This window comes from Thermicanus aegyptius DSM 12793 (assembly GCF_000510645.1).
Taxonomy (GTDB): Bacteria; Bacillota; Bacilli; order Thermicanales; family Thermicanaceae; genus Thermicanus; species Thermicanus aegyptius.
Genome location: NZ_KI783301.1, coordinates 193,986 through 210,314 on the forward strand (window position 1 = coordinate 193,986; position 16,329 = coordinate 210,314).

The 16,329-nt window shown below is 43.1% G+C and carries 20 protein-coding genes and 1 pseudogene; 13 read left to right on the forward strand and 8 right to left on the reverse strand.

Features of this window, described 5'->3' with window-relative positions; genetic code table 11:
* Positions 1–238: 238 nt before the first annotated feature.
* Together THEAE_RS23795 and THEAE_RS23455 are read left to right on the forward strand one after the other, a co-directional pair.
* Positions 239–346 (forward strand): annotated as a pseudogene (locus tag THEAE_RS23795) (AAA family ATPase); the annotation flags it as partial.
* A gap of 320 nt (positions 347–666) precedes the next feature.
* Entirely contained in the window at positions 667–852 is a 186-nt protein-coding gene (locus THEAE_RS23455) for a hypothetical protein (RefSeq protein ID WP_005582770.1), read from the forward strand.
* 59 nt (positions 853–911) lie between these two features.
* On the opposite strand, the gene THEAE_RS19580 is transcribed toward THEAE_RS23455, so the two are convergent.
* From THEAE_RS19580 to THEAE_RS19590, 6 genes are all read right to left on the reverse strand, one after another.
* Positions 912–1,277 (reverse strand): hypothetical protein, encoded by a 366-nt coding sequence (locus tag THEAE_RS19580; protein WP_052329664.1) that lies wholly within the window; start codon positions 1,275–1,277, stop codon positions 912–914.
* 497 nt (positions 1,278–1,774) lie between these two features.
* A complete protein-coding gene (locus THEAE_RS19585) occupies positions 1,775–2,623 on the reverse strand; it encodes a class I SAM-dependent methyltransferase (protein WP_052329666.1) in 849 nt (282 codons plus the stop codon).
* A gap of 284 nt (positions 2,624–2,907) precedes the next feature.
* Positions 2,908–4,335, reverse strand: a complete 1,428-nt coding sequence (locus tag THEAE_RS0101060; RefSeq protein ID WP_005584994.1) for a zinc ribbon domain-containing protein — start codon at positions 4,333–4,335, stop codon at positions 2,908–2,910.
* Positions 4,289–4,948, reverse strand: a complete 660-nt coding sequence (locus THEAE_RS0101065) for an IS607 family transposase (RefSeq protein WP_005584993.1) — start codon at positions 4,946–4,948, stop codon at positions 4,289–4,291. The genes THEAE_RS0101060 and THEAE_RS0101065 overlap by 47 nt, the downstream gene beginning before the upstream one ends.
* Before the next feature lie 87 nt (positions 4,949–5,035).
* Complete coding sequence (locus tag THEAE_RS22790) at positions 5,036–5,194, reverse strand: hypothetical protein (RefSeq protein WP_005584992.1); 159 nt, start codon at positions 5,192–5,194, stop codon at positions 5,036–5,038.
* 94 nt (positions 5,195–5,288) lie between these two features.
* On the reverse strand, positions 5,289–5,753 hold the full coding sequence (locus THEAE_RS19590) for a hypothetical protein (protein WP_052329668.1): 465 nt from the start codon (positions 5,751–5,753) through the stop codon (positions 5,289–5,291).
* Between the two features lie 239 nt (positions 5,754–5,992).
* Between THEAE_RS19590 and THEAE_RS19595 the strand changes: the two genes are divergently transcribed.
* The 11 genes from THEAE_RS19595 to THEAE_RS0101140 all read left to right on the forward strand — a co-directional run bounded on the left by THEAE_RS19595 (position 5,993) and on the right by THEAE_RS0101140 (position 14,785).
* The gene (locus THEAE_RS19595; RefSeq protein WP_052329669.1) at positions 5,993–6,595 is read left to right on the forward strand and encodes a hypothetical protein; all 603 of its coding nucleotides are present in this window, start codon (positions 5,993–5,995) and stop codon (positions 6,593–6,595) included.
* A 109-nt stretch (positions 6,596–6,704) separates the two neighbouring features.
* On the forward strand, positions 6,705–7,028 hold the full coding sequence (locus THEAE_RS0101085) for a hypothetical protein (RefSeq protein WP_028986242.1): 324 nt from the start codon (positions 6,705–6,707) through the stop codon (positions 7,026–7,028).
* Positions 7,029–7,043: 15 nt separating this feature from the next.
* The gene (locus tag THEAE_RS0101090) at positions 7,044–7,520 is read left to right on the forward strand and encodes a hypothetical protein (RefSeq protein WP_005585139.1); all 477 of its coding nucleotides are present in this window, start codon (positions 7,044–7,046) and stop codon (positions 7,518–7,520) included.
* Between the two features lie 412 nt (positions 7,521–7,932).
* Entirely contained in the window at positions 7,933–8,223 is a 291-nt protein-coding gene (locus THEAE_RS19600; RefSeq protein ID WP_052329671.1) for a helix-turn-helix domain-containing protein, read from the forward strand.
* A 15-nt stretch (positions 8,224–8,238) separates the two neighbouring features.
* Positions 8,239–8,559 (forward strand): IS66 family insertion sequence element accessory protein TnpA, encoded by a 321-nt coding sequence (gene tnpA, locus THEAE_RS0101105; protein ID WP_028986164.1) that lies wholly within the window; start codon positions 8,239–8,241, stop codon positions 8,557–8,559.
* A complete protein-coding gene (gene tnpB / locus THEAE_RS0101110; RefSeq protein ID WP_028986163.1) occupies positions 8,556–8,912 on the forward strand; it encodes an IS66 family insertion sequence element accessory protein TnpB in 357 nt (118 codons plus the stop codon). Before tnpA ends, tnpB begins: the two co-directional genes overlap by 4 nt.
* Before the next feature lie 71 nt (positions 8,913–8,983).
* Entirely contained in the window at positions 8,984–10,576 is a 1,593-nt protein-coding gene (gene tnpC, locus THEAE_RS0101115; RefSeq protein ID WP_039944592.1) for an IS66 family transposase, read from the forward strand.
* Between the two features lie 129 nt (positions 10,577–10,705).
* Positions 10,706–11,713 carry a tetratricopeptide repeat protein gene (locus THEAE_RS0101120; protein ID WP_028986243.1) on the forward strand — a complete coding sequence of 336 codons (1,008 nt, stop codon included), beginning with the start codon at positions 10,706–10,708 and terminating at the stop codon, positions 11,711–11,713.
* Positions 11,714–11,893: 180 nt separating this feature from the next.
* A complete protein-coding gene (locus THEAE_RS0101125; protein WP_005585135.1) occupies positions 11,894–12,481 on the forward strand; it encodes a hypothetical protein in 588 nt (195 codons plus the stop codon).
* A gap of 1,037 nt (positions 12,482–13,518) precedes the next feature.
* On the forward strand, positions 13,519–14,601 hold the full coding sequence (locus THEAE_RS0101135) for a hypothetical protein (protein WP_005583427.1): 1,083 nt from the start codon (positions 13,519–13,521) through the stop codon (positions 14,599–14,601).
* Position 14,602: 1 nt separating this feature from the next.
* Positions 14,603–14,785 carry a hypothetical protein gene (locus tag THEAE_RS0101140; protein WP_005583425.1) on the forward strand — a complete coding sequence of 61 codons (183 nt, stop codon included), beginning with the start codon at positions 14,603–14,605 and terminating at the stop codon, positions 14,783–14,785.
* Positions 14,786–15,321: 536 nt separating this feature from the next.
* On the opposite strand, the gene THEAE_RS0101150 is transcribed toward THEAE_RS0101140, so the two are convergent.
* Both THEAE_RS0101150 and THEAE_RS19605 read right to left on the reverse strand, forming a co-directional pair.
* Entirely contained in the window at positions 15,322–15,759 is a 438-nt protein-coding gene (locus THEAE_RS0101150; RefSeq protein ID WP_039944176.1) for an HI0074 family nucleotidyltransferase substrate-binding subunit, read from the reverse strand.
* Positions 15,714–16,058 carry a nucleotidyltransferase family protein gene (locus THEAE_RS19605; RefSeq protein ID WP_052329672.1) on the reverse strand — a complete coding sequence of 115 codons (345 nt, stop codon included), beginning with the start codon at positions 16,056–16,058 and terminating at the stop codon, positions 15,714–15,716. The genes THEAE_RS0101150 and THEAE_RS19605 overlap by 46 nt, the downstream gene beginning before the upstream one ends.
* Between the last annotated feature and the right edge of the window lie 271 nt (positions 16,059–16,329).

Below are 16,329 nucleotides of genomic sequence, written 5' to 3' on the forward strand. Positions count from 1 at the left end.
AGACTTTCAAAAAAGTTCATCAGGGTTATTTATCGGCGCTCTGGTAACGATCATTCTCTTTTTATTCATCGGATGGAGGATGAAGAAGTTTATATCAAAAAGATATCCATTAATTGGAATCATTTTGATTCTGATCTCTCCAATTGGTGAAAAAGCGATCCCATGACTTCGAGCCCAAATGATTGCGAATGATCCCTTTCAATTATAAAATGCTTATCCACTTGAAGGTGAGCTCTATTACTTTTTTGATGAAGCGCAATATGCAGAGAATTGGGAGAGGTGGATTAAATCCTTATATGACTCACGTCCACGCCTGCGATTAGTGGCGACCGGCTCCACAAGCCCTACGCTTGAAAAGGGTTCTTATTGCGATTTATTGCAATTACCCGCAAGACCCGAGTTGCCGGCCGGCATCCGACCAACGCAGTTGCACAGAATGAGCAAGGGTGAATTAAGCGAGTCGATGAATAAACTATCTCCCTTGCAACAGCATTTTAATCGCTATTTAACGGTTGACGGTTTTCCGGAGCTGGCCCTTTCCCATGATGATGCGTTTTCTCAACGTATGCTTCGTGAGGATGTTGTCGACAAGGTCGTTAAATGGGATATTCTAAGCCTTTTTACTGTTCGGAATCCATTACAGCTTGAGAAGGTTTTCCTGTATTTATGCATGAACTATTCAGCAACCCGGTTGCAGTGGATGGAAAAGGAATCCTCAAAGGGCGTCCAAAAATCTATGTCGCTGATGCCGCCATTCGCAATGCGGTTTTAATGCTTGAAGATGTGATAACCGACCCCGATCAACACATCGCCGCTTTTTACTATACGACGAATGCTCAGGTGGGACTGTGATATCCGACTCTCTCGTGTGTTTTAGTACGATGTGGATATGGAGAAAAAAAGCATCGCCTCTATCTTTTTTCAAAAGACAACGTAAAAAAGCCGTTATGGATTGTCATATGAATGGTTTTATTGTTTTTTTCAAATACGTACAATGCTCCCAGTTGGGCCTCATTCTTTTCCGTCCAACCCCATTTTTCGATCTCTCTGTGATAATAATCAGGGATGCCTTCTTCAAAATTTAATCCCTTCAATTCGTACGCTACATAAATTTGATTTGGGTTATTCGATTTATGTTCTGTCTTGATGGCTTCTTTGGGAACGGGAAAGTCCTGATCAATCGCCGAACCAACAAACGGATCCTGTGATGACAATGAGCACCCTGTCAGATCGATTAAGGTTAATAAGCTCATAAAAATAGTAAGAATCACCCGCATTGGAATCCCCCTTTTTTATGCAATAGGAATTAATCAGGAAAATTTTCCGAGACAGAGCTTAAAAAAACTCGTTTTTGAGGGTGGAAACTCCTGAAGTTTATCAATACACAGAGATGGAAAAACGGGATAATATAGAAATGTGTAAGTTCGTATCTATTACATTATAAAGAGGTGAGCGTGATAGGGAGAGAAGAGTCTAACGATTGAAGAGATTGTAACCTACATCGAAAATCAGTCGGATAGGAGACGTCAAATATGGAAGGGGTAGATTTTTATGATGCTCAAAGTGGCATTTGGTCTCTTGTTGGTAATAGGACTTTTACTAATGATTCGAGTACTTAAAAAATCTAAAAAGAGATCTGTTCATTCATTAGAATCGCTTCTCCTACTCGTATATGATTCGATTCTCATTTACTTTGCCGTTTTAGTGGTTGGCATTCTGCTTGGTCTTCTTTCTTCGTACCTTTTTGAGTGAATCATGGGCGAAGATGGTCATTCTATATCTGCGAAGGATTCTTTCCGCCCTTTTTTGCCTTAATGAGTACCGATTCGGCGGTAAATCCGATCACTTGATGATCTACGATCTCCACATTGAAGTAGCCTTTAATGAATGGAGCGGCGGAAAGGATTTTTTGTGTCAGGGACTCTCTTTCCGGTGAAGAGAGTTGTACACGGTCACACCAGTCTGGAAAGTGAAACCTTTTTTCATATCTAATCATCACTTCGATAAGAAAGCCTTCTTCTTCTAGAAAGCGAATCCATTCACTTTTCTTCCATGCTCGATGATGAGTATGGTCTCGTTCTTTTTCGATCCCGTTATAAAATTGATCAAGTTCTTCTCGTTCGGGAGCGACGTTATCAATCAGTAAGAGGTAGCCATCCCTTTTTAATACTCTATAACTTTCTTGGATAAAAAGATCAACCCTGGGAAAATGATGTGCCGCAAGTCGACATGTCACATAATCAAAGGTCTCACTTTCAAAGGGTAATGCCTCCGCGTCTCCTTGAACAAAAGTAACGTTTTTATGGCCATTCCCCTCGATAAACCTACTTGCCGCTTCCAGCATCTGCGGCGTAAGATCATACGCGATCACTTCTTTCACCAAAGGTGCAAATGCATTTGCCGTATGTCCGCCTGTTTCAATTTTACTATCAACTTCTATCAACCAATCATAAAGTTGACAGCAAAAGCAGTTTACGCTCTCCGAGAGGCTGGCTTTGACCCTGGATTTCCGGCTGGCGGAAAAGCGGAGCCAAGCGTCTGGAGTCCCGCCCGAAACAGTCACGCTGCAAAGTCGAGGAGCGTCATCCGGCAACCGTAAGTCACCGTCTTCTTCCAGCTCCACAACGCTTCCAAACGGCGGGGTGGTGTTGACACCCGGCGCACAGTTGCCTGAGTACCGGGCTCCCACCTGAAGGGCAGGAACGGTTTGGCCGGCCAAAATGCCGTTCGCCGTACATCTCAGCCCCAGCTACCCGGCGGCGCTCAGTTTCCCGGAGGGGAAACCTCATCGTTAAAGCCCGCTTCGCGTGCGGCTCAGAAGCCAGCCGGCCGCACGTTCCGCGGGAGCTTTCTCCCGCCCGGGCCAATCCCTGCCCTTTCCCGGGAACATCCCGGGAGACTAAAAGGTTAATTGGCTTGTTGATAATAACGCTGGAGCAATATTTCTTTCACTCTTTTATACGGGGTGTAACGGGTTATCTCTTCGTCGTGCAGCCTTTTTTTCAGGTTCATGGCTGCTACCTGGTCAGCATCGGCAGTAAAACCGCATTGGCGGCATTTGAAAATGTCTCCATTGCGATTCTTGGCGTCAACCCACCCGCACTGCGGGCACTCCTGGCTGGAATAGGCCGCGTTTTGCGGTCCGGGGTCGGTGACGGAGTAGACGTAGTTCTTGTATTCCCGGCGCTCCTTAATGATGTTTCGCTGCCAGCCGCTCACCTTGCGGGAGAGGCCTTTGCTTTTGGCTTTGCCGCGCAGGTGGGCGAGGTCTTCGTAAGCGATGATCTGCGGCCAGCGTTCTTTGTAGAGTTCGTTAAACGCCCGGTTGATTTCGTTTTCGCACCTGGTCCGGTATCTTTTATTCCTTTTCGTCTGCTTGATCAGGCCGAGGTTGTGCCTGAGAATCCGCCGGGCTTTGTTGGGATCTTGCTCCAGGAATTTCCGGCGCAAGGCCCAGAGTTTTCCGCGTTTCCGGCTCTTGTCCAAAATATGGTCGGACATCTCCTGCAGGGCTTCGCCGTACTCGGGCCGGTACTTTTTGCCAGTATCATCGGTAAATACTTCCGTCACGCCCAGGTCGATGCCGGCTTCTTCCTCGCCGGACGGGCGGATTCGCGGTTCCCTGCTCAGGTGGATTTCCACCGCTTGTTCGTCCGGCAAGAGGACTACCCGCAAGTTGCCTCGCATGGCGTGTATCCCAGTCAAGGGTATGACCGCCCTTTCGCCGGGGGTTAATGTCGCTACGGCGATATACTGCCGCTTTCCCGTGTTAAATACCCGGTACATTTGCTGGTCTACCACGAAACTGCGTGCTTTTTTGACGCAAGGCCTTGTGCCTAAGATGCGGCGAAAGGCGCGCTTCAGATAATTTCTCACCTTGGCACGGCCCCCTGAGTCCAAACTTATTTTTTGATTAACCACGTCTTCATGAGTGAAAATCGCCTGGAGCCTCTTCCAATCCCGGCCGCGCTTTTCATCTCTATATAAAAGCCAGAAGGCGTAGTGCTTTTCTTCGTCAGACAGGCCTTCATGACGGTAAAGCCGCTCTTTGACCCCGACGATGGCGGCCTCCCACTGCCTCTCCAGGGTGAACAGGGCGTCGTCCAAAGCCAGCTTCCACTGGCGGGCCTGTAGCCCGAAAGGGCTGGTGAAACCGGCTGCAACCAGCTCGTCCCGCAGTCTGCGCTTTGCACCTAAGTGATGCAGGTATTGGACGTGCCCGTATTTAACCAGAAACGTGTCCTTCTGGCGGGCGTAGGCTTCTATTGTTTGTGCGATTTTGATCCACTTATCCTTGTTCAGCGGCAGACTTTTCTGCTTGACCGTCTGTTGCACTGGCTAACGCCTCCCTCACCGTTTTGGTCAACTTGCGGGCTTTATAGGTCCTCTGGCCGTACAGCCGTGCCGCGAAATGCTGGACGATGCTGATCAGGTCTTCGGCCAACTCCTGGGCTGGGGACATGTCTTCGGCTTTGTTGACCACGAGGATTTCGCAGCCGAATTTGGCGAACAATTCCTCGAAGAAGTCGAATCCAAACCGCACCAGCCGGTCTTTATGGGCGACGATGACCGTTTTGACTTCTCCCCGGGTGACCATCCCGCACAACTTCAAAAAATTCTTGCGCTTATAATTGAGGGCGGAGCCGACATCGGAAAGTATTTCGTCCACAGCCAGCCCTTTGCCGGCGGCGAATTCCTTCAGATAATGCAACTGGTTTTCCAGATCAGGCTTTTGCCTGGAGGACGATACCCGGGCGTATAATACGATTTTTTGGGGTTCCTGGCGGTTCTTTATTCCCAGCGCCCGGTATAACATTTCTTCCGTGTATCTTCTTTTATTGGTAGGCGTGCGCAGGGGGACCAATTTGCCTTCTTTGTCCCATGCACGCAAGGTCGATACGCTTACCCCAAGTTTTTCAGCGAATTCGCTCACTGTGTAAAGTTTCATAAAACATCACCTGACATTAGTTTATATCAGGTGATATTGGTTGACAATGCCTATTTTGGATAATTGTTAAAAGAAAAGAAGCTGTTTCTAACCTCCTGTTGCCACATCCAAGAGGATATCGTCTCGGTCAACACCTGAAAACTCTACCATCAATTTCAGATCGTTGCCTTTGGCATGAATTCCGCTCTTAACATAGTGATCCGCATGACTCCCAAACCGGTTGATGATCTCTTTTTTGATATCCATGAAAACCCTCCTTTGTGATCATCTTCATTTAAGTTCCGTACCAATTTTCGATTTTAGAAACCCTATACAAAAGTCCTGCTGTTCTTTAATACCATCATATCAGAAGAGGTATTCCAAATGAAAAAGATGTTAAATTTCGTGGGTCCTCTTTTAGTATATGAACTCTTTTGGAGAGAGGAAGAGGGTACCCGTATTCGTAATATTCAAAAGACAATGTAAAAAAGCCGTTATGGATTGTCATACGAATGGTTTTATTGTTTTTTTCAAATACGTACAATGCTCCCAGTTGGGCCTCATTCTTTTCCGTCCAACCCCATTTTTCGATCTCTCTGTGATAATAATCAGGGATGCCTTCTTCAAAATTTAATCCCTTCAATTCGTACGCTACATAAATTAGATTTGGGTTATTCGATTTATGTTCGGTCTTGATGGCTTCTTTGGGAACGGGAAAGTCCTGATCAATCGCCGAACCAACAAACGGATCCTGTGATGACAATGAGCACCCTGTCAGATCGATTAAGGTTAATAAGCTCATAAAAATAGTAAGAATCACCCGCATTGGAATCCCCCTTTTTTATGCAATAGGAATTAATCAGGAAAATTTTCCGAGACGAGATCTAAAAGACCTCATTTTAAAGGACGAAAGAACCGAATTTTATCAATACACAGATATAATAAAACATGCTATGATCTTAGTGAACATAGAATATCATTCTGCCGGAATAACGATTTGATGTCGGTCGGGTGTTGTGACATTTATATTTTATTCTTTTTAAGGAGGTATTCCGAGATACTTCAATGAAACTGAAGGTGATCTATTTAACCCTGGTTCTAGTTCTGGTTGGAATTGTAGGTGTAGGTAACTTAGAGGCTTCTTCAAGGGCAAGTGGAGCAAAAAGTGATGCGGTTAAGGAAAAGAGTATTGCTGCATTGGAAGCATATTGGAACATTCTTCTGACAGGGGAACCGAAGCTTGAACAGATTTACGATTTGACAGGATCCGAAGCTGTAAAAAATATGGAGGAGATGAAGTCTAGGATTATCCGACACTACCTAGATCCTGCAAAACGCGCCGGCTTTAAGTACACCTCTATGAAAGTTATACCCTTTTTTGAAAGCGTAGAATTTTCGGATGAAATTGTCAAGGTTCGCGTTCGTGTTAATCTCGAATACACCAGCCAATATCCTAACTCTACAGAAACTATTGTAACAAAAGAGGAAGATATTCCTTATGAACTTATTTTTATCGAACGCGATAACGCCTGGAAACTTACTCATTTAAGTTCATCTGATGTTTTTTCAAAGCGTGGGAATATGAAATTCCTTAATTCTACGGAACAATCGCAGGAATCATCACTGATACTTAACAAAAATAAAGATGTAGGCATTAATGGATTCTAAATATAACTATGATCGCTCCGGTGCTGCCGCTTGCCCAATTCTATGATGATATTCGTCATGAATCAGAAAAATTTTCCGAGGTAGGGTCTAAAAAACCTAGTTTTTGAGGGTGAAAAAACTGAATAGTGTATCAGTTATCGGAGAGGATGGTGAGGCTGAAGAATACTTTGATTATACTCCATCAGAAGTAGAAGCGAATCATGAATCTATTTATGCTGATTTGTGGAGAGGGGATGTAATACAGATTATGAAGAAGACTTGGTGGTGGTATGAAGGGTATCACACCATGATTGTTTCGAATTATATTAATGGGGATTTAGCTATGTCTTATCATACAGATGATGTACAAGATAAACCATTATTAGACATTGTTGAAACATATAATACAGATACTTGGCATTTTGATTTCTTTGAGATAAAAAGTGATTTTTAATTAGGTTTAGAAAAAATGATTATTTCTAAAAAGGATCTATTACAAGTCTTGATTGTTGCCATTGTTGGATTAGCTATTTTACTGCTGATCTATTATTGGTTCTATGAACGAAATGATTATTCTCTCGAAGATAAACAGCGTATAATCGCTCAGTTTTATGAGCAGGCTAACGATCCTGTGGTAGTTGTGGAAACTTTTATGTGGGGACTGGTACATGAAGATAGTCAAATATTAGAATTAACTGCTAGAGCCCCAGAAAATTTCTTAACCAATATGGATGGGATATACAGTTGGGATATTGAAAAAGTTGAGGATATTAAATACGAAGAAGGTAAAGCAAAAGTTACTATTCGAACAAGATCAAGAGTAGGATTATTTTTTGAGCAGAGGAATCAAAAATTTAAAAAAATAATACCAGCTGGTATATCGGTTTTTTCACTAGTCAAAGATGACCTCGATTATTGGAAAGTGGATGAAGTAGGGAAACCTTAGTTGGATATTTCATTATCTTTAAGCCTACTTCTATGGTTGTAGTCTCAGGGTGAATCTATCTTGAGATTACACGATCATCAAGAATGTGGAAGGTAATTCATCAAGACAAACTGACGAAAAGAAAATATAACCGAAAGGAGGGACTAAATATGCGGAAGGTGCTATTCCTCGTTTTGGCTCTCTTCACTTTCCTTTTCACCGGCGTTGCGGGCGCCGAAGAGCATCCGCCGCCAAATTCGGCCTTTACAGTGACCAAATAATTTCAGCATGATCATTCATTTGACTTACAATGAATTATTGAGCAGTAACTGTAGGACGGTTACTGCTCTTCTTTTTTATCTTTACATTTTTGCATTATTCATGTTAACCTATTTCCAGATACAGATAATGCAAAACAAGGAGGGGGTTCGATTTGCAGATAGGGAGACTCATTTTGCGAAGGCGTAAGGAACTTCATTTAACGCAGGATGCCTTAGCTGTAGGAATCTGTTCCACCTCTTATTTAAGCAAAATTGAAAATGGACAAGTGACCCCGCATACTGAGGTATTGTCTGCTTTACTAAAAAGACTCGGGCTAGATCCGGATTTAGCCAGGGAAACGGATAAGAGAGAGATGGAATTTGACGATCAGCTACGTAAGCGTCAAATAAAACCCACCTACAATCTTCACCGCCTTCGTGAGATAATCCTCCAAAAAGAATAGAATGGAGGCTTTTTCATGACGAAACTCACTTTACGTGAAGAATGGGAAGCTCGGGTGGCTGACTTTAGGGCAAGTGGGAAGACAGCGAAAGCATGGTGTGACGAACATCAATTAAAGCTACATCAGTTATGGTACTGGGTTCGAAAGATTGAATCCACCAGACTGTCTAAATCAAGTGGGAAAGCCTTGTCTCCTCAATGGGTTCGCCTCCCAATGGAAGGTCCATCATCCCATGATGCCTTGACTTTAAAAGTGGGAAATGTCGCCCTCGAGGTAAGGCCCGGAATTGATCTTGCCTTCCTCGCCGATGTAATCAAGGTGCTGAAGGCGTTATGATCCCAGACGTGAGTGCGGCACAGGTTTATCTTGCCTTGGGCAGTACCGATATGCGTAAATCGATCGATGGACTCGCTGTACTTGTGAAAGAGAGTTTTCGGCTTGATCCTTTCTCCAATGCCCTCTTTGTTTTCTGTAATCGGAAACGGGACAAACTAAAGATCCTCTATTGGGAAAACAATGGTTTTTGGCTCTATTACCGGCGCCTTGAACGGGGGAGGTTTCAATGGCCGGATCACGTGACAGACCAAACGATGCATGTGACGAAGCGTCAGTTGCGCTGGCTGCTCGATGGGCTTTCCCTTGACCAAAAACAGGCGCATCCCCCGGTTACGGCGCGTACCATCCTTTAAATCCCGGGAGAATTTTTTCTTTTCTTTCGCTATTAAAAGGGTTTAAGGGGGGAATGTCGAATAAAGAAAGTATGGACAAAACGACGACCCTAACCATCGAACAACTTCAAAATCAAATAGAAGAACAGAATCAGCAAATTGCACTTCAAAATCAGCAAATTGCTGAACTAACGTTAAAGCTGAAATGGTATGAGGAGAGACTTCTCCTAAACCAGAAAAAGCGGTTTGGCTCATCCAGCGAGAAAACGGATGAGGCTCAACTAACACTTCCCCTCTTTAACGAAGCGGAAGAAACCGCCGATCCTGCTGCCGAAGAGCCGACGCTTGAAACGATTACTTACAGCCGTCATAAACAAAGTGGAAAGCGCGAGAAAGAGCTGAAAGACCTGCCGGTAGAAGTGATCGAGTACCACTTACCTGAGAACGAACAAACCTGTTCTTCCTGTGGGAATCCCCTGCATGAAATGAGCGTAGAGGTCCGGCAAGAGTTAAAGGTCATTCCTGCTCAAGTGAAGGTTGTAAAGCATGTCCGGCACGTTTATGCCTGCCGCCACTGCGAGCACCATGAAGCGCACACCCCCATCGTCACGGCACCCATGCCTACGCCAGTATTTCCAGGGAGCTTAGCTTCTCCGTCCGCAATGGCCTACATTATGTCGCAAAAATATGTGTATGCCCAGCCGCTCTACCGGCAAGAGAAGCATTTAGAACGCTTGGGAGTGCCCTTATCCCGGCAAACCTTGGCCAATTGGATGCTCTATGGTGCTCACCAATGGCTTCATCCGCTCTATGAACGGATGAAGGAGCACCTCATTCGTCAAGAGATCCTGCATGCGGACGAAACGACGGTACAAGTACTCCGGGAAGAGAATCGGGCTGCGGAAACCACCTCCTACATGTGGCTATACCGTACCGGAAGAGATGGACCGCCCATTATCCTCTTTGATTACCAAAAGACAAGAGCGGGAGAACATCCCAAAGCCTTCTTAGCTGGGTTCCGCGGATTCCTCCATGTGGATGGATATGCCGGATACAACCAATTAAAACCGGAGGTTACGCTAGTAGGATGTTTCGCCCATGCCAGAAGGAAATTTGATGAGGCACTAAATGCCCTTCCTCCATCGGATCGAAATAAAAACGTAGCAGCCAAAATCGGGCTTGGGTTTTGCAACCAGCTTTATGCCGTCGAACGGGATTTAAAAGAGGCTTCCCCGGAAGAACGGTATGAAGAACGCTTAAAACGAAGTAAGCCCATTTTGGAGGCTTTTTCCGTATGGCTTCACCAAATGAAGGATCAAGTCCTACCCAAAAGCACCTTTGGGCAGGCGGTTCAGTATTGCCTTAATCAGTGGGAGAGCCTCACAAACTATCTCAAAGATGGGAGACTTGAAATCGATAATAACAGAAGCGAACGCTCTATTAAGCCATTTGTCATTGGGAGGAAGAACTGGCTCTTTAGCAACACACCAAGGGGAGCGAAGGCGAGCGCGATCATCTACAGTATCATAGAGACTGCGAAAGAGAATAACCTTAATCCGTACAACTACCTCACCTATCTCTTTGAGCGGCTACCGAATATCGATTTGAAGGATAAAGACATGATCGATCAGCTCCTTCCTTGGTCGGCCGCCTTGCCTTCAAATTGCCGGGTAAACCAAAAGTAAATTTAACGAAACGAAGCTTCGTCTCCTTCTTGGTGACGGAGCTTTTAATTTTGGCGGCATGTGGTCCGTATTTGACGCTTACATCAGCTACATCAATGGTATGCGGCGATCAAGCAACATGACCTCCATTTGGCGTGGAAGCTATATCAAAATTTAAAACAAACCAAAGGAATAGTCGTTGACTCTGCTCTCCTCATCACCTATACATTATTTGAAGTGCGTTATTTCCTCATGAATAAAGAGCTGAAGCAGGCGATGAAGGGTTTAACCGCATTAAAAAAGGAAGAGAATCTTTTCTCCCCGCTTCAGTCCTCCTACTATTATCAATTTCTCGGTCTCTATCATCTCCTGATGGAAGAATACGATCTATCACTTAAAGCCTACGCCACAGCGGAACAATATGCCAAAGAAGCTCGGATCGAGGACCCTGAACTTTACTACCAACTGGCGAATCTCCGCAGTCGTCTCTATCATATTTCGTATGCTTTATTTTACGCCGCCACAGCATTAGAAAAGTATACGGATGAGAGTAATCTTTTTCGTGTGATTGATACATTAATCCTCATGGGAATTAATCAGCAACGGTTGAACATGTTCGACGAATCCTATCAGTCCTTTGCTCGGGCATTAAAGATCGCCGATCAAATCTCTGAGGAACAGAAGAAAGCAACGATCTATCACAATATGGGATATCTTTACTTCAAACAATCGCGGTTTGAAGAAGCGATTGAGATGTACCGTCAGAGCCTCCAGTTAGGAGAAGAAAGAGAAAAAGAGAAAAAAGCAAACACGTATTACTATCTAGCTATGGTCTATCATGCGCTGGGGGATAAAGAGAATGCCGAATCGGCCAATCAAGCCGGAATGGAATTGATTCGCGAAGAACCATCTGCGCAGACGACGTTCTATCATCTGACTTTGCAATCCTTACGCTTTAAGACCGAAATACATACTCAAGACCTTGAGCTCGTTGAAAAAACGATTTTGCCCTATTTTCAGAAAAAAGGGATCTGGATCACAGTCGCGGAATGCGCAGAATTTCTCGCAGGGAAATATCGTGAATTGAAACGAACCGGCAAGGTGATTCGATACCAACAGGTAGAGATTGAAGCGCTTCGCCGCATGAGAGACATATAAATTGGGAATTAGTCAGGAAAATTTTCCGGTCTAGGGTCTAGAAACCCCCTGTTTTTTAGAGGAAAAGGCCGAATTATTTCAATACACAAAAATAAGAAAACGCGATATCATCATACTAAACATAAAGTCACTTTTCTGTCGAAGAGAAACTTTAAAAGTTAGATCCTTGGAGGGATTTCGTTGGGAAAATTCGTATTAAGTATTTTTGGGATATTTGTAACTGTTGCGTTGCTTTTTTTGCTTTGGCTTTCTCAAACCCCAACGATCTCACCGAAAGATGTAGAGCTAAAAATCACTATGGACAATATTCCTGGCTCAGGACTGTCAGAAGAAAACCAAGTTCCTAGGCAAAAGTTGACGATTCTCCTCGATAATAAATCCTCCAATCCTCTGATTGACATGTCAAAAGGCTATTTTTATACGGTGTATGTCTATCACCCTCTTAACTATAGATATATATTTATTGAAAAATCTCATCTTTTAAGTCCAAAGGAATTGGTTATGGGTGGTGATTCTCGTACCGAAAGACAGGCAATTAAGGATTTAAAAAAAATTATTCCGCAGTTAAATGATCATTTTTTTTCTATTGGAACTCCAGGTTTTTATTATATGGGCAAAGAGATCCCAATTATAATAGACTATTATTTCAGTAAGGATCAGCAAATTGAGGATGAACAGAATTTTTATGTAATCTTTTCATTCTACCAGAAGAAGTTCGGAAAAAATCTAAGCTGGTCTAAAATCTATACAGTAGAACCCTCTGAATAAAATGAAAGGAAATCGAATCATGGATAATAACACAAAAAAAGAAATCATCGTTCGGTAATTTAGCTGAATTATCACTTGGAGTGGTTGTCAAATACCATTGATAGGCCATTGACAATTTATCTCATAAGATGATTAAAAGGAGTTTCTACCATGAAATCTATTTATGCTCGCTATTCCTATAATATCTAATGATAAGTGAAAATTCTTAGCAAAAGGAGGAAGCCCTTGTCTACTAAAATATTGCATGCTGCATTCGTTCTGATTATCTCCATCCCCATAAGCTATATAAATTTCAGTGCATATTTAAAAGGGTACCAACCAAATACCGTGCAAATTCTTTTTTCCGTTGCATATGTATTTATTTGGGGCGTCTATGGTTTTCTCTTAGGAAGGAAAGGGCTTCAGTTCGTCAGATTCTCAACATATTATTGGGGGATCGGAACTTTGCTATTGATCGTGAGCGGCTCGTTCCGTCTTTTGATTGTTGCTTTTCCCTTACTATTCATTCTCGCGGGACCTTTATACGGGTTAAGGTATTTCTTCGGACTTCCGCCGGGGGTTGCCTTGATTAGCATAAATTCGCTGATCGTCTATGCCTTTAGCATACTTGGATACTGGCTTGGGAAAAGAATCCGCGAAACAACCAAAAACCGGTGAACACTTTTAGCGATGCGGTTGAATGGACGATCTTCGGTTTATCTCGCTATGGCGTGGCGATTTATTCTGGTATGCTATTAAGGATCGAATTGAGAAAATATAGTACCATTACCATCGATTAGGCCAACTACATGCTATCGGCCGATTTATAAATTGGGAATGAGTCAGGAAAATTTTCCGAGAAGAGACCTAAAAACACCATTTTTCAAAGCCAAAAAAACGGAATTATATCAATATACAGATATGGAAAATCGTGCTATGATGATCGTGGACATAATATTCCTCTCTGGCCAGAAAGAATATGTAGGTTTGAATAATCAGTTTCGATCTTTCGAAAAGCTGCAAAACACTGTGTAATTTTAATGGAGAGGAGAAATGAAATGAAGCACAAGTTAAAAGTCATTGTTGCGGGAATCGGCGTGTCGCTCATGCTTTTCGTAGGCGTAGTTAGCGCCTTCAATTACGATGCCTTGCAAAAATATTTCTCGAAGGATGAAGAAACAATTCAAAACAATATTAAGGCTATGTCGACGGAAAAGCTGATCTCAGAAATGAACATGCTTAGCCCCGTGCTAGTAGGCGCGAATGAAGTTGATTCTCTTATTCCATTTGCCGCCGAGTTGCGCAGGAGAAAAGATGTAATTCAAAATTCGGACATTATCAAAGAACTGAAAAAAAATACCAATTCACAGTTAACGAAGGAAATCCTAGTTGACTTATATGCTGACAAAAATGCAAATCAACCGAATCAAGATGATCTTAAACAACTTCTTCAAGACGAATCGATCGATAATCGGTTGAAAACCAAGATCGTGAATGTAGCTCAATTTAACTCCAATGATACAAAGATCTTAAAAAAATTGATTGAAGGACAAGACGCCGGATTGGCTTTCGCCAGCTTGAAGCAGATGTCGCGTATCGATCTCGAGGAAGCGGATAAAAATTCGAACCAGATTCTTTTGAATTACAAGACGGAGCCGGCAGAGAAGGTTTCTGCGGCTTTAAAAGCAAAATCCAAGTATTTAGTGACAAAGAAATCGAAAGGCGATTTTGAAGCACAAGCAAAAGAGTTTATACAATTAGGTTTTGACATTATCACTACTTCCAACGATACCAAATTAAGGGATGCTGCGTTTTTTGCCATTTCCGATCTTAGGATCAAAGAATCAATTAAAAACATTCTAAAAAACGATCTTATCGATCGAGAATTGAAAGTGTATGCTGTAGATCAACATTTTGAGGTATTAAACGAAATGTTAATCAATCAGCCGACAGAAGAAGAGATCGAAACTGTCGTGGAAGCAATGGAATTACTCCCAATTTCGGATCTTATCGTTCCTCTGGAAGAATCATCGAAACGAATCGAGAACGCTGATTTAAAGCAGCGTTGCGAGGAAGTCCTAGCTTTCATGAAGACGAACGGAGTTAGCGGAAACAAAAAATGGTCAGATGGGGTGAAGTAAGATGAAAAAAGGAATTTGGTTTTTTTCAATTTTGTTGCTTTCAGCGGTACTTTTCACCTCAGCTTTTTTACGTGTTCACGCGGCAACGGGATATCAAGGGTATGCCATTTATGGTGACGGAGTCAATTTTCCGCTTTTAGGAGATATGTGGCATGCGGGTTTAATGGATTCACCTGATATGTAATGGGAAATAGGAAAACGAGGTAAATGGAAGACAACTATGTCCACAAAAATATTGCATGCTGCATTCGCTTTGGTCACCTCTATCCCATTAGGTTATATAAATTTCAGCGCATTAATGCTATCTCGTGAACCAAATACCGTTCAAATTTTGCTTTCTGTTATCTATGTCCTTATGTGGGGGGTCTACGGTTTTCTCTTAGGAAGAAAAGGACTTAAATTTGTGCGTTTCTCCACTTACTATTGGGTGATGGGAACGCTGATTCTTATCGTTAGTAGCTTATTTACCTTTTGGTTTATTAAATTTATCCTTTTTCCCTTACTATTCATTCTCTTAGGGCCTTTATACGGATTAAGGTATTTCTTTGATCTCTGTGGTCTTCCGTGGGGCCACCTAGGAATCATTCTTACGCTGGTGGTCTATGCCTTTAGCATGCTTGGATACTGGCTTGGGAAAAGAATCCGCGAAACATCCCAAAACCGGTGAACACTTTTAGCGACACGATTGAATGGACGATCTTCGGTTTATCTCGCTTTCGATTACTCTCTATCGGCATTCTCTCTTTTCATAACTGAATCGATCGCATTTGACCTTGCTTCCATTTCTTTAATCCATTCGGTTAGAATCTGATAGTAGGACGGCAGAGATTCGGAGATTTGCAAAACCAGTTTCTCAGTATAGGCGTGAACGGTAAGATTCCGGTCATCCGCCATCGTTAATGCGAGTACCGTTTCTTCATCGGTTAAAAGTCCTATCTCCCTCGATGAGCGGATTACTCCCTTCGGCGAGGCAAGATCAATCCCCTCATATTCATAAAGAAAGTGTTTAGCCGCTTTCCATACTGCCTCAAAGCTAAACTCAAAGCGTTGGATCGCCGCATCTCTCTCAATACCGGTATGATCCTTTAATGCGAGCACTTCCGCAAAGGCGTTTAAGGCTTGTTTCGCAAACTTGATTCTTTCTCTAACGTCAACCATGAAATTCCCTCCTTCATCACCTTCTCCCGGAACGAATCCTCCGCTTTCGATAAATCGACAAGATCAACGCGATACGGAATGGGGGACTCCTCAATTCGTTCGCGAAGCATTGCCCATACTCCCCTGGGAATTTCCCCTCTCGGTAAGATCCCTACGTCGATATCGGAGCTCCTTTTTTCTTCCCTATGGGCCCAGGAACCAAAGAGATATACATCTGCCGGAAAATCTCCAATTGCTTTACGGACGATCTCCCTAAGGTTATTTAAAATCTCCTCTCTTGCATCAGTTTGACGATTCATCTCGCCCCTCCTCCGTATATGAAATTTACATTTCCCTATCAACACAGTCTCCATATGATTCTTTTTGCTACATTGATGCTGATTTCAATCAAACCATCACACTTTTATTATACATATCCCATTCCATGCGAACGTGAACGGTCTCTTGGGATTCCATTATTTTTCCTTTACTCACCTCAGAAAAGCCGGCCTCTTTCCCTCGACTCGGAGGAACGTTTCTGATGGTGGATCGAGGGAATGAACAGAAAATTTAAGGAATGTCATTAACCAT